The sequence below is a fragment of the Flavobacterium sp. 22659 genome (genome assembly GCF_052044235.1).
Lineage (GTDB): Bacteria > Bacteroidota > Bacteroidia > Flavobacteriales > Flavobacteriaceae > Flavobacterium > Flavobacterium johnsoniae.
The window spans coordinates 30,632-57,071 of sequence record NZ_JBQEMU010000003.1; the positions used below are offsets into that span (position 1 = coordinate 30,632).

Here is a 26,440-nt window from a genome sequence, read left to right on the forward strand (position 1 = left end):
GGGATTTTTACAAGATATTTTTTGATTTATTCTACAATCACTTTTTTAGCCGAAGCAGCATCCTGATTGATTAAATACACATAGTAAACTCCTTTTGGAAGTCCAGATAAATTGATTGTATTATCTGTATTATTTGAATTTAATGTAAATGATTTTACAAGCTGTCCTAAAACATTATAAACGTTTGCTTTTTCAAGGTTTACATTTTGAATATGTAATTCACCCTTGGTTGGATTAGGATGTATAATAACATTTTTAAGAGCAGATTCAGGAACACCCAGTGTCTTACAAGTATTAGAATAAGTTGTAGTCGATTCTTTGATATTTGACCAATTTGCGTTTGAATAGTTCTCATTATCAACCTGAATACAGCCCAATGTTTTCAATCCTAAAAAGGAAGTGTACAATCCAGAAACTGATTTTTTTCCGGTATTTGATGGCAGAATAAAGTTTGTATTGTTTCCGTTTCGCAGATTTAATGAAACCAGTGGATTGTTAACAACATATACAATTCTAAGTTTAGTATTTTTAGAAAAATCTAATGTTGTAAGCTGATTTGAAGAAGCATTTAATGTTTCTAATAAAATATTTTTACTTACATCTAAAGTTGTCAATTGATTATTGCTTACATCTAAATAAGTTAAAGAGGTAAAATATTCAATCCCAGTTAGATCTTTAATATTACTGTTTGAAAGATCTAAAATAGTCACAGCACTTGCATCTGCAATCGTAATTTTTCCGTTTAAACCATCAGTATCTATTCCTAAATCAACTAATTTTTGTTCAAAATTTGAATCTGGAATTGAAATAGAACCACAGTTTTCGCTGAAAGATGCTGCAGCATCTTTTGCTGCCGGCCAATTTGTATTAGAATATGCAGCATTGTCAACCTGAATACAAGTTAAATCAGGATTTTGCGTAAAATTTAAATCAATAGTTGCTAATAATGTGTTATTTCCATTTTTTAAATTTAATGCTGTCAGCTTATTGTTTTTACAGTCTAAATTAGTAAGTGCATTATTTTTTGATAGGTCAAGACTTGTGAGCTGATTGTTTAAACAATACAATTCTTTTAAAAGAGAATTATTAGATAAGTCTATCGAAGTTAACTGATTATTAAAAAAGTTAAGATGGAATAATGCAGCATTTTTAGTAACATTAAGAGTAGTTAATTGATTAGAATAACACTCTAAATAATACATTAAAGTATTGTTCGATACATCAAGAGTTGTTAATTTGTTCAATCCGCATTCTAATCCAAGTAAGTTTAAATTTTTACTAACATTTAATGAAGTTAACTGATTGCTAAAACAATAGAATTGTTCTAATGCTGTGTTATTAGTTACATCAATATTTGTTAACTGGTTATTTATGCAGTATAAATTCTTTAAAACCAGATTTTTTGAGATGTTTACATTTTGCAATTTATTGTAACTGCATTCTACTGTTATCAAACTAACATTATTACTCAGATCTAAAGTAGTCAGCTGATTTTGTTCACAATATAAAGTTTTAAGATTTTTATTATTTTTAAGATTTAAGGATGTAAGATTATTTTTTGCACAATTTAAAGTAGTAAGAGATGTAAAATCTTGTATCCCGCTTAAATTAGAAATACTTTTTGAAGACACATTCAAGCTTGTAATGTTTGAAATATTTGCAGTAAGCACTTTTCCATCTGCACTACCAGAATCATAACCCAAAGCGATCAGCCTGTTTTCAAAATTAACATCAGGAATTAAAGTATAATTATCGCATCTAACATTAAACGCAGCGCCGGCATCTTTTTTATCTGTCCAGTTTGCATTAGCAAAGGCCGCATCATCAACCTGAATACAATTTAAATTAGGGTTGTTTTTAAAATTTAGATATATAAGTTTATCATTGTTTCCATTCTTTAAATTTAGATTTATTAATTGATTATAATTAGGAAATAAACCAACTAAGGCAGTATTTGTGCTAATATCCAAAGTGGTTAGTTGATTTTTTGAACAATTTAAAAATTCTAAAACTTTATTTTTGCTTATATCTAAATCTTTTAATTCATTAGACTGACAATACAACTCTGTTAATGTAGTGATTTTAGAAACATCCAAGGTGGTTATTTTATTTTCACGACAATCCAGAAGTTTTAAAGCGGTATTATTGCTTACATCTATAGTGGTTAATTGACTGGTATTACATCCTAAAAATGTTAAAGCGGTATTATTGCTTACATCCAGTGAAGTATATTGGTTTGAACCAGAATCTAATTTTGTTAAAGCTGTATTTTTTTTAACATCCAAAGAGGTTAATTTATTTGAGTAGCAAGCTAAGTCAGTTAAGGCAAGATTATTACTTACATCTAAGTATGCAATCTGGTTGTTATTACAATCTAAAACTGTCAAAGCAGTATTATTACTTACGTTTAATGCTTTCAGATTATTTTGACCACAATTCAAATTAGTTAATGATACGAAGTCTTGTATTCCGGTTAAATCTGAAATAGAAGAAGAAGACACATTAAGAGATTCCACTGAAGCGATATCTGAAGTACGGACTTTTCCATCTACAACCCCGGAATCAATTCCTAAATTGATCAGTTTTTGTTCAAAACTCGGATCTGGAATTAAAGTATACGCAGGCTGCTCACCAGGGGTATACATAGCCGCAATTTCTTCCTGAGTCAAAACACGATTCCAGATACCAATATCATCGATTTGTCCTTTAAAATACTCATTAGTTGTATCTCCTGAAATTCGTTTTCCTATTCTAAAAAGATTGTTCGTAGTATTTAAGGCAGCATTTTTTTCTGAAACAAATACACCATTTACATATAATGATACTTTGGTTCCGTTATAGGTAAGTGTAAAAAAATACCAGTCATTACTTAAGTAATTAAAGTTGTTTACATAAAAATCATCGCCTATGGCATTTGGTCCGGTTGAAGTTTCAAGATAACCTTTTGAATAAACAGTAAGTCCAAATCTTTGTAATCTTGATAACGCGCCATAATTAAAAATACATACATCTCCATTTTCACCCGGATTTGGAGTATTTGTTTTAAACCAGCCAGAAACTGTTCTTGCAGCATTGCCTTGAGGAATATTGGCAATTGCAGCATCAATATAACTGCCGGCTCCATCAAAACTATAGGCGCTATTGCTGTTTCCAAATCGGTCAGATGCCAGATTTGTGCTTACAGCAGTTCCATTAAATCCATTTCCGCTGGTATCATTTGCATTTCCATTAAAAGTATAATAAGCAACCAAACCATTTGTTGGTATTTCGCCGTATGATGCAGGTAGAATAGTTATATCAACTGCAGCTCTTACACTTTCGCACCCGTTAATTGTTTGAGAAACATAATATTTACCCGTTTGCAGTGAAGCAGATGCCGCTAAAGCACTTCCTCCTGTAAGTGTAGTAAACCATTTTAGATTACTGCCAGCAGCTTTTAAATCAGCAACAGTTGCAGAAGCGCTCAGCGTTTGTGCACTTACGGTTGGAACTGGAGTACTTTCTTTTTCAATAGTTACAAAAGTGGTTACATAACATCCATTATTGTCCTTTACTATTATTTGATAATTTCCTGATGGCAGACCGGTAAAAATATTAGAATCTTGATAAATTATATCTGGCCAAACTGCATACTGATATGGTAATGTCCCTCCATTTGCTATAATTTCAATACTGCCATTATTGTTGTTGCAATTTGTATTAACAACTGTTACAATAGAAAAAAGCGCTGGTGGCTGTGTAATAGTAATGTTTTTTGTAATGGATAGTGAAGAAGCATCTGTTATAGTACAAGAATAATCACCCGCAGCCAATTCTGTAATCGAAGAAGTTGTTTTTCCATTAGACCAAAGATAAGTATATGGCGTTGTTCCGCCTGAAACAGATGTTATTGAAGCAGAGCCTTCATTACTGCCGGCACAACGTACATTGGTTTGAGATACATTTACTATCAATGAACCTGCACAATTTAAAAGTGTAGGAATATTTTTTTCAATAGATGTACCATCACCTAATTGACCAGAAGAATTATTACCCCAAGACCATAAACTTTCATCTGTTTTTACAGCAACTGTATGAACTGAACCGCCATTAACCATTTGCCAGTTCTTTTCTGTTCCTATTTGTACAGGGATTAAACTGTTAATTTTTGAACCATTTCCCAGTACTCCGTCTGCATTATAACCCCATGCCCACAAAGTGCCGTCTGTTTTTATAGCAACAGTATAATCTACACCGCCTTCTGCAGATTTCCAATCTGTATCTGTTCCAATTTTTGTTGGAACAATTTTATCTATTGTGGTATTATCTCCTAATGCGCCATTAGTGTTTTTCCCCCAGATCCATAAACTACCATCATTTTTTATAGCAATAGTATGATCACTTCCTGCGGCTATTGTTTTCCAATCAGTATCTGTTCCAATTTGTTTTGGTACACGATTATTTGTTGTAGTGCCGTCTCCCAATGTGCCATAAGTATTTTTTCCCCAAGCCCATAAAGTTCCGTCTTTTTTCAGTGCAATTGTATAAAGCCCACCTGCGGCTATAGCCAGCCAGTTAGAATCAGATCCTATTTTCGTTGGAGTGTTTCTGTCAAAAGAAGTTCCATTACCCAATTGTCCAGAAAAATTATTCCCCCAGGCCCATAAAGTGCCGTCGTTTTTTAAGGCGACTGTATGACCATGCCCAGCGGCTATTGTCTGCCAGTCATTTTCTGTTCCTATTTGTTGAGGAAGATTAAAATTAGTATTATAAGAACCATTTCCTAACTGTCCTAAGCCACCATATCCCCATGCCCATAATGTTCCGTCTGTTTTAAGAGCCACAGTATGTCCCCAGCCAGCTGCTGCTGTTTTCCAGTTATTAGCAGTTCCCATTTTTGTGGGAATATTTATTGCTGCAGGCGTACTGTTGCCTAGTTGTCCCTCATCATTATTTCCCCAGGTCCATAAAGTACCGTCATTTCTTACAGCGACAGTATGACTGTATCCGGCAGCTGCTGTTTTCCAGCACTGTGCATTTATTTGTATGAAAGAAAAGATTAAAATTAAAAGTAGAGTTTTTCTCATAAAGTGTTTTTAAGTTTTTGGCAGTACAATAATACAATATTGATCCTAAATCTTATTACGGGAAGACGTATTAATAAGAAATATTTTTTTATCTGCCGAAACTTTATACTTTGTTAATCTGTTAGTTAGAATTAAACATCGTAATACTTAAGAAAAATCTGCTTTGAAATCATTTTTTAATCAAAATTTCATAACACAGTGTTAACAGTTAGTTTTTTGTAACAAAAAAGCATAATTTAGACCCATCTTTTAACTTTACAATTATAATTAGATACATGAGTCATATAAAACCTCTTAAATTATCTGCTTTTGCATTGCTTGTTTTAGCAGGATGCAGCGCTACGGTACAAGCGCAAGTTTCTACTCAAAAAGAGTTTATTAAAGCGCCTGCGGCGATTGTTAAAAAAGCGCCTGTAAGCGAAAATGAATTAAAAAGATGGAGTCACCTTGATTTATTAAAAGATTCTATTCCGGGGATGAGTGTTGATAAAGCTTACGCTGAATTACTACAAGGAAAAAAAGGACAAAAAGTAATCGTAGGAATTGTAGACTCTGGTGTTGATATCGAACACGAAGATCTAAAAGGAATGATCTGGACAAATCCAAAAGAAATTCCTGGTAACGGAATTGACGATGATAAAAACGGATTTATTGATGACGTAAACGGCTGGAACTTTCTTGGAGATGCTGTTCACGAAAATCTCGAGTTAACACGTATCGTTAAAAAAGGAGACGACGGTTCAGCACAATATAAAGCTGCCCTTGCTCAATATACTGAAAAATACGAAGAAGCTTTGCAGGATAAACAACAAGTAGATTTTTTACTTGATGTGCACAATACAATCAAAAAAGAGCTTAATAAAACGACTTATAAGTTAGAAGACTTAAGCACCATTACTTCGGCAGATCCAAAAGTTCTGCAAAGTAAAAAAGTAATGACGCAGATTTTTACAAACGCAGGCTCAACTTTTGATCCTGAGTCTGAACTAAAAGAATATGGCGAGCAGGTTTACGATCAGTTAAATTACAATTTAAATAAAGAATTTGACGGAAGAAAAATCGTAGGCGATAATCCTGAAGATATTAAAAACACACGTTATGGAAATAACATCGTTTTTGGTCCAGACAAAGAAAAAGCACTTCACGGAACACACGTAGCCGGAATTATTGCGCAAATTCGCGGTAATAATTTAGGAGGAGACGGAGTAACAAATAATGTTGAAATTTTAACAGTAAGAGCTGTTCCGGATGGAGATGAATATGATAAAGATATCGCTTTAGCAATTCGTTATGCAGTTGACAACGGCGCAAAAGTAATCAACGGAAGTTTTGGAAAAAGCTTCTCTCCGCACAAACAATGGGTTTACGATGCTATCAAATATGCAGCAAAAAAAGATGTTTTAATCGTTCACGCAGCAGGAAATGACGGATACAATATTGATGAAACAAAAAACATCAACTATCCAAATGACTCTGAAGATAATGTAAAAGAATTTGCTGATAACGTGATCACAATTGGAGCAATTAATAAACAATACGGAGAAAATGTTGTAGCAGGATTTTCTAATTTCGGAAAAATAAACGTTGACGTTTTTGCTCCGGGTGAAGAAATCTACGCAACAGTTCCAAACAACAAATACAAGTTTTTACAAGGAACATCAATGGCATCTCCAAATGCAGCAGGTGTTGCAGCATTGATTCGTTCTTACTATCCAAAATTAAAAGCATCTCAGGTAAAACATATTTTAATGGATTCCGGAGTTGCGCTTCCTGCACAAGTTGTTTTAGGTAAAGGTGAAAATCCAGGTGAGAAACCTGCAGCAGTATCTTCTGCAGAATCATCAAAAACAGCTAAAATGGTAAATGCTTACAATGCTTTATTAATGGCAGATAAAATGTCTAAAAAATAAAGAATAATACACTATTAATCTAATGGAAGAGTTCGCACTCTTCCATTTTCTATTACATATAAACATGCGAAAAATTATCTTATTGTCATTTCTGAGTTTGGGTATAAACTCGACATTTGCACAAAGCGCTCCATATTGGCAGCAACATGCCGATTATAAAATGGAGGTTTCAATGGATGTAAAAAACTATCAGTACAAAGGAAAACAAGAGCTGGTGTACACCAATAATTCTCCTGATACCCTGAAAAAAGTTTTTTATCATTTATTCCCAAATGCCTTTCAGCCGGGAAGTGAAATGGATGCACGTCTCCATTTTATCAAAGATCCTGACGGAAGAATGGTCAATAAAGTAAAAGGTGCCGACGGAAAAGAGGTTAAACAAAGCCGAATAGAAACTTTAAAGCCGAATGAAATTGGATTTTTAAAAATCTCTGATTTCAAACAAGATGGTGTTACTGCACAGACACGAGTTTCAGGAACAATTTTAGAAGTAACTTTAGCAAAGCCAATCCTGCCAAATTCAAAAACTATTTTTACTTTAGATTTTGATGGTCAGGTTCCGGTTCAGATTCGTCGTTCAGGAAGAAACAATTCTGAAGGAGTTGAACTTTCAATGTCGCAGTGGTATCCAAAATTAGCCGAATTTGATTTCGAAGGATGGCATGCAGATCCATACATTGCAAGAGAATTTCACGGTGTTTGGGGTAATTTTGATGTTAAAATTACAATTGATAAAGACTATACAATTGGAGGTTCTGGATATCTGCAGGATAAAAATTCAATCGGACATGGTTATGAAGATGAAGGCGTAACGGTTACATATCCTAAAAAAACAAAAACTCTAACTTGGCATTTTATCGCACCAAATGTTCACGATTTTACATGGGCAGCCGACAAAGAATACACGCATGATATCGTAAAAGGACCAAACGATGTCGATTTGCATTTCTTCTACAAAAACAATCCAAAAACTACAGCAAACTGGAAACAGTTAGAACCATTAATGGTAAAAGTTATGGATTATTATAACCATAGAGTAGGACAATATCCGTACAAACAATATTCATTTATTCAAGGCGGTGACGGCGGAATGGAATATGCAATGTGTACTTTAATGTTAGGAAACGGAACTCTTGAAGGAATTCTTGGAACAGCAACTCACGAATTAGGACACTCTTGGTTCCAGCACATTTTAGCATCAAATGAATCAAAACACCCTTGGATGGATGAAGGTTTTACCACTTACATCGAAGACAGTGCTTTGAATGAATTAAAAGGAGACAAAAAAGAAGTAAATCCTTTTACAGGAAATTACAAAGCGTATTATAGTTTAGTTAATTCAGGAAAAGAACAGCCGCAAACAACGCATGGAGATCGTTATGACGAAAACCGTCCATACAGTATTTCATCTTATGTAAAAGGAAGTATCTTTTTATCACAATTAGAATACGTAATTGGAAGAGAGAATGTTGATGCTGCTTTAAAAAGATATTTCAACGATTTTAAATTCAAACATCCAACTCCAAACGATATTAAAAGAAGTGCAGAAAGAGTTTCTGGTGCCGAATTAGACTGGTATTTAACAGACTGGGCTCAAACAACTAATACAATTGACTACGGAATTAAAGATGTAGCAGATAATGCAGGAAAAACAACTGTAACTTTAGAGAGAATAGGAAGAATGCCAATGCCTATCGATTTAAAAGTTGATTATACTGACGGAACTTCTGAAACTTTTTATATTCCGTTAAGAATGATGAATTTCATTAAACCAAATCCAAATCCAAGCGAAAAAAGAACTGTTTTGGATGACTGGACCTGGGCACAGCAAAACTATAGTTTTACAATTGACAAAAACAAAACGTCAATCAAAAAAATCACTATCGATCCAAGCGGATTAATGGCTGATGTAAAACAGACAAATAACGTTTTTGAGGTAAAATAAAAAAATCTCAATTTTTTCAACAAAAAAACCAACGCTGTCAGCGTTGGTTTTTTTGTTTTATACTCAAATGAATAATATAATTATCTAAATAAGTTAGTCTTATAATGCTGCAAAAATACCGTTTAAGGGATAAAATATAGAATAATTGATCCATATTTTTAGCCGTTAATATTTTTAATTGTTTAAAAATGAGTGGAGAGGAAAAGTATAATTTCAAAATTCAACATAAAATAAATTATGAGCTATTTGACAAAAAACATGAAGCCGTTGCTGCTTATGAAATTGAAATTAAAAAATTTGAAAACTACAATTTTAGATTAGAATTAAACCGTCATAATTTTAAGATAAACGATCATAATCCAGAAGCAAAGTTTGAAAAAATAGCTCATGCTTATAATGATGCACTGTTTCCTGTTTTGTTTGAAGTACGAAATGGAAAATTTTTACTTGCTAATTTTGATGGTATTTCAGAAAGAATAGCTCAAAAAGATCAAGAGCTCAGATATAAACATCAAGGTCCAGGGTTAGAATATATTCGAAATAATTTTTTTGAAAAAACAGGAAAAGACGGCTATGCCATGGCTGAGTATATATATTCTTTTGAATTGATAAGAATACTATTGTTTTGTGTAGAAAAACCCGAAAACGACAATAATTACCATTTTAATTGGAAAATCCCGCTATTAGACAATGATGTTTTCTGGGAAGGCCAAAAAAGTTTTGACCCTCAAACGAATACCCTAAAATACAAAGGAGAAGATAATCAAAATGATGCACTTTTTCAGCATATAAAAACTGCTGGTAACGCATATCAATATCCCGACACAGTTACAGATCAGGAATCTGTAATTACTACATCAATTACTCACGAAACACAGTATAATACCACCCAGCTTGATTTTGAATTATCTGAAACAAATATCGAAATCAGTAATTCTTATTGTAATTACAGAGAAAATTTAATTCTAATTAAAAAATAGTGAACATGGATCAGGTTAATGGAGATTACAAGTTTAGGATTGTTAGAAATATACACTATAGATTAAATCAAAAGAGAGATGAAATTGTATATACGTATGAAATTCAATTTAAAACAATAGGAGAAAAAGAATTTACAGTAGAAATAAGTAATTTTTCATATACAGATTATGCAAAGAATCAAGCAACACCTGTTGTTCGAAATATGATTGAACAGTATGATGCTGTATTCTTTCCTGTTTTGTTAGATATAAAAGAAGATACCTGTTTTATAAAAAATAAAGGCGATATAATTAAAAGACTGGAGAGTAAAAATAATCAATTAAGGGTCAATCCAAAATATCTTATTGATGAAGATACCGCAAAAATTAAGAATATAACCAGACATCATGTTATAGATGATATAAAAGGGGCCTTTTTGCGAAATGCAATTGATGATTATATTCTGGAGAACTCCTGTTCCAAAGGAATAATGGAACTTTTACTTTTTAGTCTTAATGAGATAAGAGATTATGAAAGTTACGACTTACTTTTTAACCTTAGCCCGTTTAATGAGAAGATAAAGTGGGAATGCAAAAAAATATCCGAAGATGATATTCATAGTGTAATATATATTGGGCAGATAAAAGATAGAAATGAACTTTTTGAACAATTTGAGAAGTACGCAAAATTAGAAGGATATTGGTTAAATAAGATAGAAGGAGAAAAGCTGATCTATTCAGAATTAAAGCATGAAGTACATTTTGATTTAGAAAAATCTCTTTTTGATTTTTTTGAAATGAACGTAAAAATTAAACATGATTTTTATGATTATAAAGAAACCATTTACATATCAGCCATTAATAAAAAATAAGCACCATGAATCGTTCAATACCTTATTTAGTAAAAAAAGAAGATACACTTGAAAGTATTGCTAAAGAACTTGGAATAACAGATCCTTATGATTTGCGTCATTACCATAATATGAACGCAGAAATAAATGATGGAATTGGTCAGGAACCAGTTCAGGGGAAAACACTGCTGACTCCTTCTCCAGAAAAAATAAAGGAAATAAATGCCAAAAGAGCTAAACTTGATGAAGCCGAAGAAGCAGAAATACAAAAGGAAGAACAAGTAAAAGAAGAACAACATAAAGAACAGAAAGAAGAAAAAGAACAGGAAGAAAAACAAGAAAAAGAAACTGTCCAAAATGCACACAACGATAAATATTTTGTGGTGCATGGAGGTTTGTGCTCTTGTGATAAGGCAGAAAATCCAAAACAGACAGCCAAATTATTAGTTACTTCTCACAATAAAGTAATTCTAAATGCCGAGGCAGGAAAATTTTTTGCTACCGAGATTGATAAAACTTTCGATCCGGCCGCCGCGACTTTTGGTAAATGCACCCTAAAACCATCTTCAGGTGGTAATCAGCCTTGTGCGCTGGCGCCCGCACCAAAATGGACAAAGGTCTACGATAAAACAAGTATTTTTGGCAACAAAGTACTTACAGAGATTTCAACACTGCAATGCACTGTTGGAGGAAAAATAGAAGTTGCCAAACACGGACAAACCAATACCGTTATGAAAGAGCATGCCGAGAAAACAAATCCGGCGGCGCTTGCATTAATTAACCCGGCAGTAAAAATGCCCAATTTAAAAACAGCATATCCAAGTGTTTCAAGCATTGCTTTAAAAAGCTTAAAAAATGATCCTGATTTCAAAGCAGTATCATCAGCACAGACAAAGAATGTTGAGAAAATAGTTATACGCCCTAATCAGGAATGTACGTTTGAAGCAAAAGTAAGCAAAGGCAATGTCGATTTTGTTTCATGGGTAATTTATGAGGGTTTTGACGGAGATAAAGACAAGAGATTATACACAGAAGAACAAATAGGAACACGTTTTACGTACACATTTTCAACAGTTGGGAAGTACCGAATTGAAGGCTACGGAAAACCTAAACAAGACGATCCCGAAGCCGAAACAGCATATAAAAGTTATCCGGACTGCTGTCTGGACATCGAAGTGATTTTAAACAAACTGCAAGGAACTGAACTCCTGCCAATTGACGGTGGTAATTTTACCAAAATGATTGGAGGAAAAATGAGATTAAGACAAAACTTTCCTGCTAGTTTTAAAGCCAATTTTTTAATGCCTCCTACAGATGAGGAGCTTGAAAATTTGAAAATGTATGTTACAGATGCTTCAGGAAGTGTTTTAAAATCGACTAGAATTGAAAATACCATATCGTTTACTCCTTTAAATACAAAAGCAAAGTATACAATTACTGCTCAATATAAATTATCTGCCGAGGAAGTACAGAAACAAAGTTTTTCAGCAGAAACAATTACCAATTCTGTCTCTCAGATAACACATAATGCCGAGGTGATAAGACCAGGGACCCCTATGAATTTTGCTGTAAAAGAAAGCACATTTAGTCTTTATATCCCCGATGAGCAGGAAGCTGTAGCTAAAGAAGTGCAAGCTGTAAAATGGAATCTAAACGGACGCCTGATTGGCAACGGAAAAAGTATAACCATACCAGGGCATGAATTAATGAATTTTGGTAAATATGTTATAGAAGCTTATGTTACACTGGCAAATGCTTATGGGCAGAATGCCAAACATGAAGAAGACGACTGGCATTTTGAAGTAAAAGAAAATGATGTAATTTCTTTTAGTTATACAGGAGTTCCCAAAGTAGGTAAAACTACTTTTTTAGAAGCTGATCATTTAGTGTTTCCAGATTTGACTGCAAACGAAACAGTAATTTGGGATACCGCAATACCACATAAAACGACAGATAAAAAAACAATATCCATAAAGCCTCTTAAAGCTGGAAAAGAAATAGTAAAATGCCGTATAAACAGGCAGCAGGGCAAAACATTAAGTATAGATGTAAAACAGGCAAAAGTACTGGGAATGATGTTTACCGACAGCAATGGCATAGAGATCGAAAAGTCGGGCTGGCACCAAACCGTAAATATTTGGGTACAGCAGGAACATCTTATAGGAGAAGACCTCACGATTGAAATTTGGGATAATGATGCTTTTAAAGATGATTACTGCAAAGCAATTAATGTAAAAAGTTACGACGGGAATCTTATCCCGTTTACATTAGACAGCTACGTAAAAAGTAAAGCGGGAGATTGGGCTATGCTGTATGTAAAAATTAGTGCACCAAAATTGAAACTAGCCAATACCGAAGGTGTTTTTAAATCTAAAAACCGTCTGGATGTTCAGGATAAACGAGAAATTTATTCTGCTCAAATTGGATCACAAGATGCCAAACAAAGACATTATCATGTCGATTACAACCAAGTAAGTTATTTCTATGGAAAGTCTCGTGGTATAAAAGCCGGAGAAAAACTAAAAATCACAATTTACGAAAAAGGCAAGAAGTTATTTGAAGTAACTGATGCTGCAGTCGATACAAGCGGTGCTGTAAAAGCAAAGTTACAATGGGATAGAATTAGCGAAAAATTGCCATCGCGCGCAGTATATGCAGTGGTACAAGATGGTGAAGATAAGATTTTATATAATGGCAATAAAACAGCTAATGGCGGGGTTGCGATTACTAAAAAAAGCGCTTTGCTTGGTTTGGCGGAATATAAAAGTGCTGTTTTGGTTAAGAAGTCTGAGAGTAGTATTTCTAAAATGAATAATAAAAATTGTGCTTGTGAATGTGAGGCAAGAGTTAGGGCATTTATGAGTATGTTAAGGGTTAAGGAAGGAACTACTGGAGAAGTAGGTTATAAAAAATTATTTGGACATAGAGATTTTACGAAAGCTCCATATAATAAGGATTTTAGTACTCATCCCCAAATTTATATTCCTTATGGTGACACATCAACTTCTGCAGCTGGAGCTTATCAGATTATGTATGACACTTTTAAGGGATTAAATGGTTATTATAAAGATACAAATGGAGTTTGGCATTATGTAGAAAAAAACAATCGTGCAAAGCTTTATAATATTAATACTTTTAATCAAGAATCACAGGATAAATATTGCGTTACAATTTTAAAATATAGTTATGTAAGCGAGAGAAAAGAGAGTTTTTTTTGGAAAACAGATAGCAAGGGTGTCAAAACTGAAATTTCACAAAGAAGAAAATTTAGAGGGCTTAAAGGTGATATTGTTCAACTGATTATTGATGATAATCTTGAAAAGGCTGCTTTATTATCCTCTTTATGTTGGTCTAGTTTGCCAAATGCACCATATGGGCAGCAAGATCCGAATTATACTTTTGCAGATGTTAAGGATATTTATAATGATTTTTTAAAGAAAGAGTTGGCAGAAAAAAGTGATTTGTATCTTAAAAAGGGCTTTTTAAAAGAGTTTGGATATGAGTGCTGTGCAGTAAATGATAAAACTAACTGTCCAGATGATTGTTCTCAATGTTTTAATTATGCAGATGTATGGGATAATCCAGAAATAAGTTCAGACAACCATGGCAAAAATAACAATAGATATGGTACAAGCACAAGAGGCCATAAGGGGGTTGATATTCTTTCCGGCCCAAATTATAAAGATGTCCATTCCTTACTATGTGGTACAGTAGAAAATATTGTTACTTCATTTCGAACAAACGAATATGGATTTTTAAAATTAGGTAATGTTGTAAATATAAAATCTAAGGACAAAGATGGTAAAACTGTATATATTCTTTATTGTCATTTAGATTCCGTTTCTGTTAGAATAGGTCAAAAAGTGAAACACGGACAAAAAATTGCTGTTTCTGGTTCAACTGGAAATGCATCTTATGATGGATTGCCTAATGGATCAGCAGGACATGGAATTAAAAAGGAATTTTGGCATTGTCATATAGAAGCTTGTTCTGATGGCGCGAATGCAGTTACTTTTTTTGGAAAAGATAGATTAAATCCAGAAGATTATATGAAAACTAAATTTGATAAAGATGGTAATAGGATTGAGAAATAAAGGATTTTATATTTTGAGTTTAATTTTTGTTTGTATTTCATGTAAAAAAAATACTCAAAAATTTAACAATGTCGTTGTTCAAAAAACAAAAAATGAATTACATATAGATTTTTTTGATAAACATTATTTTTCAGGTTATCAATTGATTATTGATGAATCAAACTTGTCAGATCATCCTTTTTTTAGTTATTTAAATTGCAATAGAGAAGGATATTTTGCTGTACATTTTGTTCCTAAAAGCGATTCTTTAATTTCTTACTGGCAAGATAAATATTACGCAAATTTTAATTTTAATGATTTTGATAATGAAGTGGAGAACACAAAAATTAGCAAGAAACTTAAAAATAATTTTAAGAAATATAATATTTTTTGTTACTGTATTAAAAGAGAATACCTCGAATTCAAAGATGGTTGCACGCAGGAAAGTATATACCTGAAAAAAAATAGCTATGCAAATATTTATTTATATGATCAGGATTCAAAAAAATGGGTTTTAAAAAAACAGATTAAAAACGATTTGCTTCCACCTTACATCAATAATCTGTTCTTTATAAATTTATTTCCCAAAATATTTTCGATAGACAATTATAAGATTTTAAAGTATACAGATAATTCTACAGATGATTTTTTACTAAATGATAAATTTTCATGGTTTTATAATTGTAATAGCTCCAATAGTTTAAGTCTTGAAGAAAAATATTTTCAAATTACCTCGCCCGACAGAGGTTTTACTATTCAAGCGAAATTTGATAAAATCTCACCAAATTATTTTAACATGAAGTTTAATGATGCGCCATTATTTCCTTATCCTGAAAACATGGATTGGAGGAATTTTTCTAAAGATTCAATTATTTCAAACATTCAATATGTTGATAATCAAATTGAGTTTACATGGTTAGGGTTTTATAATACAAAAACAAAAAAAAGAGAGTTTTTAGAAAATCCATTCACAGGGAGAGTTGAACAATTACCAATAATTTTAAAGAAATGCGATGAATAATAAAATAATATTATTTATAGTACTTCAAATCTTTTTGAACTGTATTTCTCTATCTGCTAATAATGATGGTAATAAGCTAATATTTAATCAGCTGAGAAATTTGGAAGGAAATGATTTAGGGAGCACAATGAAACCTGAGTTTATTTTAATAGAACAAGGCGGTAAATATTACATTCAGTCAGAATGGATTGACAGTGAGTTTATTAATAAAAAAAAACAACCTAGGTTATGAGATTGAAAAAAAGTAAAAAGATATATTTATTGATAATTTTTCCAATTTTATTTGGTTGCAAAAAAACGGCAACACCAATTAAAAAACTAGAAATAAAACAAAACAAAGAACTTTTAGCTTTAGATAGAAATAGTGTTTTTAGTACAGGTGATGAATTTATAAACATCATTTGTTCAACTGCCATGGACAATGATGATTTTTATAATTTATCATGTGGTGATTTTATGATGTCGAATTCAATTATAAAATCGGATGCACAAAATCAAGTTGAGTTTATAAATATAAAGTTTAAGGATATAGACAAAGCAATTATTCGAAATATAAAAACTTCTGAATTACTAACATCTGGACCAACTGTTTTTAAAAAAAATAACACTTATGTCTTTTTGTTTCCACTGATAGGGGAATATAATTTTGGTTGGTTGCTGTATTATTACAAAGAGAATAAGTTATATTTTTTAGGAAAGCGAATTTGTTATTGGAATAATGAATATGAAGAAACAAAAACATCTTATAAAGATTTTACAAAAATTTACGAAAAAGATGAAATGATAATTGTTGAAATGGATTCTAAGAATATAATTGTTAAAGACAAAGACTATTTAAATTATCCGAATTATGATGATGGAAAACTATTTGAATTTAAAGAAAAATATCAATTTAGATTTGATTTAAAAAACATTAATTTCTTCAAAAAATATGATAATGGAGATTATGAAGGAGACTATAATAAGATGATTAATAATAACATAATTACTCCAATAGAGTAGTAAAAACAGTTTAAAATATTAAATTAATGAAAAGTGTTATCGCGATAATTTCATTGTTGTCCATTCTATCATGTAAGTATAACGAAGACAAAAAAGCAATACAAAAAAACATTAGAGAAGTTCCAGTCAAAAAAACTGAAACATTACTTAAAAAAAACAATCAGGGATTTGAAGATAAAAACTCATTATAATAATGCAAAACCAGTTCATTGGATACATCAGGAATCTAGCAAATGTTGGGTATTGCAGCTATTGAATATGTTGATGAATGTTTAGAAAGAGGTTATCCATTAAGAGCCGGTATTAATCATACGCTGGGTCTAGATTATAACGAAGAAGACAATCCAACAACTGATCACTATGTAGTAATTGTTGGAAGAAAGTGTGATAAGGGAACACTCACGTATTTATATTGGGATGTCGGCACAAAAAGAGGTGAATCAGCTGATTATAGATTTCAATTAATTGATGGATACAAATTAATAAATACAAATGCTCATGGAAAAGGGAATAATGACAATAATATATTTACAGTTACACAAATTGCAAGAAATTTTAAAGATGGAAAAATTATTTAAGTTACTATTATTAATTAGCACTTTTTCAAGCTGTCAAGAAATTAAAAATGATTTTACAGAAATTAAAAATCATTCATTTTATGAAGTAAAAAAAAATAATTCAGTAAATAGTATTTATGAGCCTTGTAACGCATCAAATAAAAAATATCTTTTAAAAGATTCAATTTTATTGTACACAAGTGCACAAGATGGTGATTTTAAATATAGGATTTTAAATATATCAAAGAATAAAGATACCTACCAGCTTAAAATAAAAAATACTGATCCAACTCAGAACATTTCGACACTAAGCATTAAAAAGATTGATAGTAAATACTTTTCTATAAATGATAAAATTTATATTGATAGTACTTTTATAAAGACGATTCCTCATATAAAACAATCATGTGAAGAATGTGGTAATTGTGATGATGCTAAGCCACAAATAAGGCCTGACAATCAAAGACTCAATGGCTATTGGAAGATTAATTGCATAAATGGAAATGCAAGTATGACAATAACTAATAAGACTGCATTTTTAGAAGTTATGTTTAATCAAATTTATGTAGAATTAGTTGAATTAAAAAGATATAATTCAGAAAACGGTATAGCATATAAATTAAAAGAAGTACCTGAAGATAGAGGTAGTTTTGGAGCAAAATTAAATTGGAATGAGTATTTAAATAATAAACCAATTGCATATGTAAAAGTAATTGATAAGAATACCCTATATTTTTATTGGTACGGTTTTTTTAATAAAAAAAAACAAAAAAGAGAGTTTGTAGAGTGTGAATTTCAACAAGAAAAAAGCAAGGATCAACAAGAAATAATTTTGAAGAAATGTGATGAATAATCATTGTCTTAAATAAAATGAAAATAATGTTTTTAAGTCTAAAAATCGACTTGATGTTCAGGATAAACGCGAAATTTATTCTGCTCAAATTGGATCACAAGATGCCAAACAAAGACATTATCATGTCGATTACAACCAAGTAAGTTATTTGTATGGAAAATCTCGTGGTATTAAAGCCCTTAAATTTAGTTTTAAGGGCTTTTTTATTTTCAGGCTTATTCCAAAATCGTAAAGGTTATATTGTTTTTATATCAGCAGGAGTAACCTCCGGCTGTATTTTTCTTAGAGGAAACCATTCTCTGTAACTTGCAGATCTCCATAACCATTCAATTGGGCCGTAGTTGTATTTTGAAAGCCACCATTTACTGATAAACAATTGAATGATAAAGATGAAAACAGCCAATAAAAAGTAAAACCAATACGGCATTGTATCAGCAATACCCAAACCAATTCCTGAGAAAATCAAGGCAGCCAATATATTTTGACTTATATAATTGGTCAGCGTCATTTTTCCGCCTGCACTAAAATAACTAAAAATCATTTTTAATTTTCCATTAATATATAAGAGGCAGATTCCTGTTGATATAAAAATCATCGTGCTTAAAACCAACCAGTAAAGCGGATGGAAAAATTTTAAAAACCCTGCTTTGTAGATTATAGCAATATTAAATCCTATTCCAATAACAACAGCACACAGAAAACTAACGATACAAACATATTGCAGCAGTTTTTTCAATTCTATTAAGCGGTTGAAAAAGTTTAGTTTTTGCAGCATAAAACCAAAAAGCATACATCCCAGCATTACATAATGAGCCGTAATCGCATAGCCCGGAACGATAATCTGCTCATACAATGAAGCCAGCAGATTAAACCTGAAAAAATCAATCCAGTTTCCAGAATGATATAGTTTTAAGTATTCAGGATTTGAAGAAATTGCAGTATGTTCTATTTTCAATCCGTTTATATAAGCCATTAAGAAAGGAACTGTAAGTACAATCACAGTAGAAATAATGGCTAAAGTTTTGGCAGAACATCTGTAAAAAAGCAATAATACAAGTCCTAGAAATGCATAATCTTTTAAGATGTCACCTAACCAGAAAGAAGAATTAATAAAGGCTAAAATAAATAGTAAAGCCATTCGCCAGGTAAAAAATGCAACGGGATTTTTTCCTTTCGAAGCGACATTATTAATTAAAATAGCAAATCCATAGCCAAATAAAAGAGTCAGTAATGTCCAGGATTTTGCCGCAAAAAAATAGCGGTTAATAGTTTGAAGTACTTCCGAAAATGTATCGTACTTAATATCTTTTTCTATACCGATGTATAAAAAATCTAAATAATTGCCAATGGCTACGCCCAGTATAGCCCAGCCCCGAAGTATGTCGACAATTGCAGTTCTTTTGCTCTGCTCGACAGGATGATAAGAATTTGTCATTTGATTGATGTTTTTGTTGTGATTTTGATTGATGATTTATGAATAAACTTGAAATTTTTTAACGCATAAGAGAATGTAGAAATTGTGTTTTGACTGTGTTATTGATTAAAGCCCTTAAACGTTCTTAAGGTATTATGTTTTTTAGAGATTAAATTGCTTTTATCTCTGTAACTACATGGGTTTCAGTTTTCTTAAAAGGAAATAATTTTCGATAACTAGCTGATCTCCATAACCATTCAATGGGCCCGTAATTGTATTTTGAAAGCCACCATTTGCTTATAAATAACTGGACAACAAAAATGACAACCGCCAGCGAAAAGTAAAACCAATATGGCATTGTATCAGCAATACCCAAACCAATTCCGGAGAAAATAAATGCACCTAAAATATTTTGGGCGATGTAATTGGTTAATGTCATTTTTCCGCCTGCACTAAAATAGTTGAATACTGTTTTTAGTTTTTTATGACTGTACAATAAACTAAGTCCAGATGCGATAAAAATCATTGTACTCAAAATGAACCAGAAATAAGGATGGAAGAATTGAAGAAACCCGGCTTTCCTTTCAATTGCAGAATAAAAAATAATACCCATTATAACAGCAATAACTAAGCTGATTACAAGTACATATAATAATCGTTTTTTCATTTCGTTTAAGCGGTCGAAAAAATCTATTTTTTGCAGCCAAACCCCAAAAAGCATACAAGCCAGCATAACAAGATGCGACGTAATCGCATAGCCGGGAACAATAACCTGCTGATAAAAAGAAGCCAATAAATTAAACCTAAAAAAGTCCAGCCAATTTCCTGAATAATATAACTTTAAATATTCTGGACTTGTAGTAATTGCTGTTCTTTCTATATTAAGACCTTTAATGTAAGACATTATAAAAGGAATGGCAAGGATAATTACTGTACAAATACAGGCTAATGTTTTTGCTGAGGTTTTGTAAAAAAACAGCAGTATGAGTCCTAAAAAAGCATAATCTTTTAAGATATCTCCAAACCAAAAACAAGAATCTATAAAAGCCAGACCAAAAAGCAGCAGCATTCGCCAGCTAAAAAAGATAACCGGATTTTTGCCCTTTGCCGCAACATTATTAATTAAAATCGCAAAACCATATCCAAACAACACTGTTAATAAAGTCCAGGATTTTCCAGCTAAAAAATACTGATCAAAGTAAGATAATATCTCAGACAAAATACTATCCTTAGTTTCGTGCGGTACACCAATGAGCAGAAAACCAGAATAATTACCAATAACAACACCCAATAAAGCCCAGCCTCGAAGTATGTCAACAATTGCAGTTCTTTTGCTCTGCTCGACAGGATAATAAGAATTTGTCATTTGATTGATATTTTTGTTGTGATTTTTATTGATGATTTTAGTATAAACCTGATTAATGTTTAAACATATTCAAAAATAGATAAATTATACAGCCAAAGTTTTTTCTATAAATAAATTTTACAAAAAAAGCGTGTTACTCTCAGAATAACACGCTTTAAAATTTTATTGTTTTTAGATTAACTCAAATGTTCAATCATATCTTTTGTCATCGATTCCAGATCAAATTTATGATTCCAGCCCCAGTCTTCTCTTGCAGAACTGTCGTCGATACTTGCCGGCCAGCTGTCTGCAATTTTCTGACGGAAATCTGGATTGTAGGTAATTTCAAATTCAGGAATATGCTTTTTAATTTCGGCAGCAATTTCAGTTGGAGTAAAACTCATTGCCGCTAAATTATAAGAAGAATGTATTTTGATCTGCTCAACAGGAGCTTTCATAATATTAATAGTCGCATCGATTGCATCATCCATGTACATCATAGGCATTTTGGTTTCAGACGACAAAAAGCATTCGTATTTTTTATCTGCGATTGCTTTGTAGAAAATATCAACTGCATAATCTGTAGTACCGCCGCCCGGAGGAGTCGACCAGCTTATTAAACCAGGATAACGTATGCTTCGAACATCAACACCATAAATATTATGATAGTATTCGCACCATCTTTCGCCAGATTGTTTACTGATTCCGTAAACCGTAGAAGGCTCCATAATCGTATATTGAGGTGTGTTTTCTTTTGGAGTTGTCGGCCCAAAAACCGCAATACTCGAAGGCCAGAAAATCTTTTGAATTTTTTTTGCTTTCGCTAAATTCAAAACATGAAAAAGTGAATTCATATTTAAATCCCACGCAAAAGCCGGATTTTTTTCAGCAGTTGCAGATAAAAGCGCAGCCATCAAATAAACATCCGTAATTTTATGAACTTCAACAAGATGTTCAATCTGGTTAAAATCTAAAGCATTTACCACTTCAAAAGGTCCGGAATTAACCACATCAGTATTTAATTTTCGAATATCAGATGCAATGACATTTTCGGTCCCGTATAATTTGCGAAGTTTTTGAGTCAGCTCAGTGCCAATCTGCCCACAGGCACCAATGATTAATATTTTTGGATTCATTTTGTTTAGATTTTAGTATTGCAAATATAACGTTTTCGCAAATATCAACGTTTTTTATAACATTAAATTATAAAATCAACAACAATAAAGATTGTTTTTTAGATTATTCTCTGACTGTGTATATTTAGTTTAGCTCACAGACAATACAGATTAAAATGATTTTTTGAAGAAATAATCCATTAAATCATTAAAATCTGTGACAAAAAAATAACCTTGATTTATAGAATCTTTAGCAAAAAACACAATTCGTAATTGTAAATTTACTTTGTAACTTTGCGGTCTAACATTATTATCAAATGAAATATAAAATAGCGCTGTTTTTACTTTTGATTTTTGCACTTCAATCCTGTCAGGATGAGAATGAAAAACGTCTTGCTGAGAATGCGAAAGAAGCTAAAAAAAATGCTAAGATTTTTAACAATATAAACAAAGCCTGGATTTTTATTGATGAACCTATAAATGAGGTTTCAGAACAAAATATAAAAACCTGGACAGAATGGCGCGATTTTATAAAAGAAATTGGAGATAAACCCAGAAAAACAATAGGGGCATTTCAGAAAAAATCTACTGCTATTTCAAAAAAAGCAATGGCTTTAAACAATAGCATTCCAAACGAATTTAATCAGCCGGCAATTAAAAGCCGAATCTCAGTTTTGATTACCAAAATTAAAATGATGGATTTATTTATTCATTTAAGCCAGATTCCAGATGATAAAGTTGCTTTTTTAATTGGCGAAATCAATAAAGAACTTGTCTCTTTAGAAAGACAAATGGATAAAATTGTTGAGAGAAGCAAAGTTCCAAAAGAACAGGGAGAAGAAGATTTTCTTAAAATGTTAGACACAACACGCGCTATTCCAAACGCATCAGTACCAATAGATCCAAATTTACCAAGAGTTGAGTAAAAACGTATTATATACAACATACGATAATCTGCCAAAAGCACAGCAGATTGCATCAGGTTTATTAGAAGGGAATCAGATAAAAATGAATATCAGCGGATTACTTGGATCTGCTGTTTCATTTATAATTCGTTCTCTTTTTAAGAAAACCGAACTGCCTTTTTTGATTGTTTTAGACAACAAAGAAGAGGCCGCATATTACCTAAACGATCTGGAGCAGATGATTGGCGAACAGGATGTTTTGTTTTATCCCGCATCATTTCGCCGTCCGTATCAGGTTGACGAAACAGACAATGCCAATGTTCTGCTTCGCGCTGAGGTTTTAAATCGAATCAATTCACGAAAAAAACCAGCTGTAATTGTTACTTATCCCGAAGCACTTTTTGAGAAAGTAGTAACGCGTCAGCAATTAGATAAAAACACTTTAAAAGTCTCTTTAAACGATAAAATTTCGATTGATTTTATTAACGAAGTTTTATTTGAATACGAATTTAAAAGAGTCGATTTTATTACAGAACCCGGCGAATTTTCAGTTCGCGGGGGAATTGTCGATGTATTCTCATTTTCAAACGACCATCCTTACAGAATTGAGTTTTTTGGAAATGAAGTAGACAGCATTAGAACTTTTGATGTTGAAACACAATTATCTGTTGAAACACATAAAAAGATTACGATTATCCCAAATGTTGAAAACAAAATTTTTCAGGAAAACCGTGAAAGTTTCTTAGATTATATTGCCGAAAAAACAGTTCTTTTTATTCAAAATACTGAAGGACTTTTCAGCCAGTTAGACAAACAATTTGCAAGGGCAGAAGAAGCTTTTGAGAAATTGTCTAAAGAAATTAAACACGCTGCACCAGAGCAGTTGTTTTTAAATCAGGCTTCGTTTATAAAACGAGCATTGGATTTTTCGGTTGTAGAATTGGCTTCAAGGCCGATTTTTAAAACGACTAAAAAATTCGAATTTCATATTCAGCCTCAGCCATCCTTCAACAAACAATTTGATTTATTGCTGAATAATTTAAGCGATAATCATTTTAACGGATATGTCAATTATCTGTTTTGTTCGAATGAAACGCAGGCAAAGCGTTTTCACGATATTTTTGAAAGCTTAGACGAAGCCAATTCAGAAAATATCAGAAAGCACTATCACACCATTGTATTGCCTTTATATCAAGGTTTTATTGATGAAGAAAATCAAATAACCGCTTATACCGATCACCAGATTTTTGAGCGTTATCATAAATTCAACATTAAAAACGGATATTCTAAAAAGCAGAATATCACGCTTAAAGAATTAACTGCACTTTCTGTTGGCGATTATGTAACGCATATCGACCACGGAATTGGAAAGTTTGGCGGACTTCAGAAAATTCAGGTTGAAGGCAAAACGCAGGAAGCCATAAAATTGGTTTATGCCGATAATGATATTGTGTATGTAAGCATTCACTCGCTTCATAAAATTTCGAAATACAACGGAAAAGACGGAACGCCTCCGAAAATCTATAAACTTGGATCGAACGCCTGGAAGGTTTTAAAACAAAAAACCAAAGCCCGTGTCAAACATATTGCATTCAATTTGATTCAGCTATATGCAAAACGTCGTTTAGAAAAAGGTTTTCAGTTTGCGCCAGACAGTTATCTTCAAAACGAATTAGAAAGTTCATTTATTTACGAAGATACGCCGGATCAAATGAAATCGACGCAGGAAGTAAAAGCCGATATGGAAAGCGATCGCCCAATGGATCGTTTGGTTTGCGGTGACGTTGGTTTCGGAAAAACAGAGGTTGCCATTCGTGCTGCTTTTAAAGCCGTTGACAACAGCAAACAAGTGGCAGTTTTGGTACCGACAACTATTTTGGCGTATCAGCATTATAGAACTTTTTCGGAACGTTTAAAAGATATGCCGGTTTCAATTGGCTATTTAAACCGATTTAGAACGGCAAAACAAAAAACACAAACGCTAAAAGATTTAGCCGAAGGAAAACTGGATATCGTAATTGGAACACATCAATTGGTAAACAAAAACGTAGTTTTTAAAGACTTAGGTTTGCTGATTGTAGATGAGGAACAAAAGTTTGGTGTAAACGTAAAAGATAAACTGAAAACTATTGCTGCGAATGTGGATACGCTGACATTAACGGCAACGCCAATTCCGAGAACACTTCAGTTTTCGTTAATGGCGGCACGAGATTTATCAGTAATTACAACGCCTCCGCCAAACCGTTATCCAATTGAAACCAATGTGGTTGGTTTTAATGAAGAAATTATCCGTGATGCAATTTCGTATGAAATTCAAAGAAACGGGCAAGTTTTCTTTATCAATAATCGAATTGAAAATATAAAAGAAGTGGCGGGAATGATTCAGCGTTTGGTTCCAAATGCAAGAGTTGGAATTGGCCACGGACAAATGGACGGTGCGAAACTAGAAGAATTGATGTTGGGCTTTATGAACGGAGATTTTGATGTTTTGGTGGCAACCACGATTATTGAAAGTGGTTTGGACGTTCCAAATGCCAACACGATTTTCATCAACAATGCCAATAATTTTGGATTGTCAGATTTGCATCAAATGCGAGGCCGAGTAGGACGAAGCAACAAAAAAGCATTTTGTTATTTCATCTGTCCGCCGTATTCATCAATGACCGAAGATGCAAGAAAACGTATTCAGGCGTTGGAACAATTTAGCGAATTAGGAAGTGGTTTCAACATTGCAATGAAAGATCTTGAAATTCGCGGCGCTGGAGATTTATTAGGCGGTGAACAAAGCGGTTTCATCAATGAAATTGGTTTTGATACGTACCAGAAAATCATGAATGAAGCCATTGAAGAGTTGAAGGAAAACGAATTCAAAGATTTATATCCAAAAGAAAATGATATAGATACCAAAGAATACGTAAAAGACATTCAAATCGATGCCGATTTTGAGCTTTTGTTCCCAGATGAATATATCAATAACGTTTCTGAACGTTTGGTTTTATACAACGAATTAGGCGCTATAAAAGACGAAGCAGGATTACAGGAATTCGAAAGAAAACTAATTGACCGTTTCGGACCTTTGCCAAAACAAGCGACAGCATTGCTAAACAGCATCAGAATAAAATGGATAGCTACGAAAGTCGGAATCGAGAAATTAGTCTTGAAACAAGGCAAAATGATTGGCTATTTCGTATCCGATCAGCAGTCAGATTATTACCAGTCTGTGAAGTTTAGAAACGTCCTGAACTTTGTTCAAAAACATAGTTCGCTTTGCAAAATGAAAGAGAAACAAACTGTAAACGGATTACGTTTGTTGTTGACTTTTGAAAATGTGAAGTCGATAAAACGAGCTTTAGAGTTAATGGAATTATTTGAAGAATAAGCTTAAATTAAAAAAGAAAAAGGCTTTTGGTTTTTAAAAATCAGA

The 26,440-nt window shown here is 32.4% G+C and carries 17 protein-coding genes; 13 read left to right on the top strand and 4 right to left on the bottom strand.

The annotated features are described in order from the left end of the window. Positions 1 to 26: 26 nt before the first annotated feature. Positions 27 to 5,066: an RCC1 domain-containing protein gene (locus tag ACTJIW_RS03950; RefSeq protein ID WP_440714713.1), complete on the bottom strand. Its 5,040-nt coding sequence runs from the start codon at positions 5,064 to 5,066 to the stop codon at positions 27 to 29. A gap of 275 nt (positions 5,067 to 5,341) precedes the next feature. Here ACTJIW_RS03950 and ACTJIW_RS03955 point away from each other — a divergent pair, with 275 nt between their 5' ends. From ACTJIW_RS03955 to ACTJIW_RS04005, 11 genes are all read left to right on the top strand, one after another. After that, positions 5,342 to 6,976, top strand: coding sequence for a S8 family peptidase (locus ACTJIW_RS03955; RefSeq protein WP_440714712.1), 1,635 nt, complete (start codon positions 5,342 to 5,344; stop codon positions 6,974 to 6,976). A gap of 64 nt (positions 6,977 to 7,040) precedes the next feature. Further along, complete coding sequence (locus ACTJIW_RS03960; protein WP_440714711.1) at positions 7,041 to 8,921, top strand: M1 family metallopeptidase; 1,881 nt, start codon at positions 7,041 to 7,043, stop codon at positions 8,919 to 8,921. A 188-nt stretch (positions 8,922 to 9,109) separates the two neighbouring features. Beyond that, positions 9,110 to 9,901 carry a hypothetical protein gene (locus tag ACTJIW_RS03965; protein WP_440714710.1) on the top strand — a complete coding sequence of 264 codons (792 nt, stop codon included), beginning with the start codon at positions 9,110 to 9,112 and terminating at the stop codon, positions 9,899 to 9,901. 5 nt (positions 9,902 to 9,906) lie between these two features. Beyond that, a complete protein-coding gene (locus ACTJIW_RS03970; protein WP_012023275.1) occupies positions 9,907 to 10,752 on the top strand; it encodes a hypothetical protein in 846 nt (281 codons plus the stop codon). Between the two features lie 5 nt (positions 10,753 to 10,757). Beyond that, a complete protein-coding gene (locus tag ACTJIW_RS03975) occupies positions 10,758 to 14,825 on the top strand; it encodes a PAAR-like protein (RefSeq protein ID WP_440714709.1) in 4,068 nt (1,355 codons plus the stop codon). Continuing rightward, the gene (locus tag ACTJIW_RS03980; RefSeq protein ID WP_440714708.1) at positions 14,803 to 15,825 is read left to right on the top strand and encodes a hypothetical protein; all 1,023 of its coding nucleotides are present in this window, start codon (positions 14,803 to 14,805) and stop codon (positions 15,823 to 15,825) included. Before ACTJIW_RS03975 ends, ACTJIW_RS03980 begins: the two co-directional genes overlap by 23 nt. After that, positions 15,818 to 16,057: a hypothetical protein gene (locus ACTJIW_RS03985; RefSeq protein ID WP_440714707.1), complete on the top strand. Its 240-nt coding sequence runs from the start codon at positions 15,818 to 15,820 to the stop codon at positions 16,055 to 16,057. Before ACTJIW_RS03980 ends, ACTJIW_RS03985 begins: the two co-directional genes overlap by 8 nt. Next, a complete protein-coding gene (locus ACTJIW_RS03990; RefSeq protein ID WP_440714706.1) occupies positions 16,054 to 16,827 on the top strand; it encodes a hypothetical protein in 774 nt (257 codons plus the stop codon). Before ACTJIW_RS03985 ends, ACTJIW_RS03990 begins: the two co-directional genes overlap by 4 nt. A gap of 26 nt (positions 16,828 to 16,853) precedes the next feature. Continuing rightward, on the top strand, positions 16,854 to 17,018 hold the full coding sequence (locus tag ACTJIW_RS03995; protein WP_440714705.1) for a hypothetical protein: 165 nt from the start codon (positions 16,854 to 16,856) through the stop codon (positions 17,016 to 17,018). Between the two features lie 42 nt (positions 17,019 to 17,060). Next, a complete protein-coding gene (locus ACTJIW_RS04000; protein ID WP_440714704.1) occupies positions 17,061 to 17,405 on the top strand; it encodes a hypothetical protein in 345 nt (114 codons plus the stop codon). Beyond that, positions 17,389 to 18,237: a hypothetical protein gene (locus ACTJIW_RS04005; protein WP_440714703.1), complete on the top strand. Its 849-nt coding sequence runs from the start codon at positions 17,389 to 17,391 to the stop codon at positions 18,235 to 18,237. Before ACTJIW_RS04000 ends, ACTJIW_RS04005 begins: the two co-directional genes overlap by 17 nt. 235 nt (positions 18,238 to 18,472) lie before the next feature. On the opposite strand, the gene ACTJIW_RS04010 is transcribed toward ACTJIW_RS04005, so the two are convergent. The 3 genes from ACTJIW_RS04010 to ACTJIW_RS04020 form a co-directional block, all read right to left on the bottom strand. Continuing rightward, positions 18,473 to 19,672 carry a DUF418 domain-containing protein gene (locus tag ACTJIW_RS04010; protein WP_440714702.1) on the bottom strand — a complete coding sequence of 400 codons (1,200 nt, stop codon included), beginning with the start codon at positions 19,670 to 19,672 and terminating at the stop codon, positions 18,473 to 18,475. Between the two features lie 148 nt (positions 19,673 to 19,820). Beyond that, positions 19,821 to 21,017 carry a DUF418 domain-containing protein gene (locus ACTJIW_RS04015; RefSeq protein ID WP_149205758.1) on the bottom strand — a complete coding sequence of 399 codons (1,197 nt, stop codon included), beginning with the start codon at positions 21,015 to 21,017 and terminating at the stop codon, positions 19,821 to 19,823. Between the two features lie 176 nt (positions 21,018 to 21,193). Next, positions 21,194 to 22,132: an L-threonine 3-dehydrogenase gene (locus ACTJIW_RS04020; protein WP_012023282.1), complete on the bottom strand. Its 939-nt coding sequence runs from the start codon at positions 22,130 to 22,132 to the stop codon at positions 21,194 to 21,196. A gap of 296 nt (positions 22,133 to 22,428) precedes the next feature. Between ACTJIW_RS04020 and ACTJIW_RS04025 the strand changes: the two genes are divergently transcribed. Beyond that, positions 22,429 to 23,037 carry a hypothetical protein gene (locus tag ACTJIW_RS04025; RefSeq protein ID WP_073408196.1) on the top strand — a complete coding sequence of 203 codons (609 nt, stop codon included), beginning with the start codon at positions 22,429 to 22,431 and terminating at the stop codon, positions 23,035 to 23,037. Further along, positions 23,030 to 26,395 (top strand): transcription-repair coupling factor, encoded by a 3,366-nt coding sequence (gene mfd / locus ACTJIW_RS04030; RefSeq protein ID WP_440714701.1) that lies wholly within the window; start codon positions 23,030 to 23,032, stop codon positions 26,393 to 26,395. Before ACTJIW_RS04025 ends, mfd begins: the two co-directional genes overlap by 8 nt. Positions 26,396 to 26,440 lie beyond the last annotated feature (45 nt).

Excerpts from the sequence above, each read along its gene's own strand:
- ACTJIW_RS03970 (WP_012023275.1), top strand. The coding sequence starts at position 9,907 with ATGGATCAGGTTAATGGAGATTACAAGTTTAGGATTGTTAGAAATATA.
- ACTJIW_RS03950 (WP_440714713.1), bottom strand. The coding sequence starts at position 5,066 with ATGAGAAAAACTCTACTTTTAATTTTAATCTTTTCTTTCATACAAATA.
- ACTJIW_RS04015 (WP_149205758.1), bottom strand. The coding sequence starts at position 21,017 with ATGACAAATTCTTATTATCCTGTCGAGCAGAGCAAAAGAACTGCAATT.
- ACTJIW_RS04020 (WP_012023282.1), bottom strand. The coding sequence starts at position 22,132 with ATGAATCCAAAAATATTAATCATTGGTGCCTGTGGGCAGATTGGCACT.
- ACTJIW_RS03975 (WP_440714709.1), top strand. The coding sequence starts at position 10,758 with ATGAATCGTTCAATACCTTATTTAGTAAAAAAAGAAGATACACTTGAA.
- ACTJIW_RS03990 (WP_440714706.1), top strand. The coding sequence starts at position 16,054 with ATGAGATTGAAAAAAAGTAAAAAGATATATTTATTGATAATTTTTCCA.
- ACTJIW_RS03955 (WP_440714712.1), top strand. The coding sequence starts at position 5,342 with ATGAGTCATATAAAACCTCTTAAATTATCTGCTTTTGCATTGCTTGTT.
- ACTJIW_RS04010 (WP_440714702.1), bottom strand. The coding sequence starts at position 19,672 with ATGACAAATTCTTATCATCCTGTCGAGCAGAGCAAAAGAACTGCAATT.
- ACTJIW_RS03980 (WP_440714708.1), top strand. The coding sequence starts at position 14,803 with ATGGTAATAGGATTGAGAAATAAAGGATTTTATATTTTGAGTTTAATT.
- ACTJIW_RS03985 (WP_440714707.1), top strand. The coding sequence starts at position 15,818 with ATGAATAATAAAATAATATTATTTATAGTACTTCAAATCTTTTTGAAC.
- ACTJIW_RS03995 (WP_440714705.1), top strand. The coding sequence starts at position 16,854 with ATGAAAAGTGTTATCGCGATAATTTCATTGTTGTCCATTCTATCATGT.
- ACTJIW_RS04000 (WP_440714704.1), top strand. The coding sequence starts at position 17,061 with ATGTTGGGTATTGCAGCTATTGAATATGTTGATGAATGTTTAGAAAGA.
- ACTJIW_RS03960 (WP_440714711.1), top strand. The coding sequence starts at position 7,041 with ATGCGAAAAATTATCTTATTGTCATTTCTGAGTTTGGGTATAAACTCG.
- ACTJIW_RS03965 (WP_440714710.1), top strand. The coding sequence starts at position 9,110 with ATGAGTGGAGAGGAAAAGTATAATTTCAAAATTCAACATAAAATAAAT.
- ACTJIW_RS04025 (WP_073408196.1), top strand. The coding sequence starts at position 22,429 with ATGAAATATAAAATAGCGCTGTTTTTACTTTTGATTTTTGCACTTCAA.
- ACTJIW_RS04005 (WP_440714703.1), top strand. The coding sequence starts at position 17,389 with ATGGAAAAATTATTTAAGTTACTATTATTAATTAGCACTTTTTCAAGC.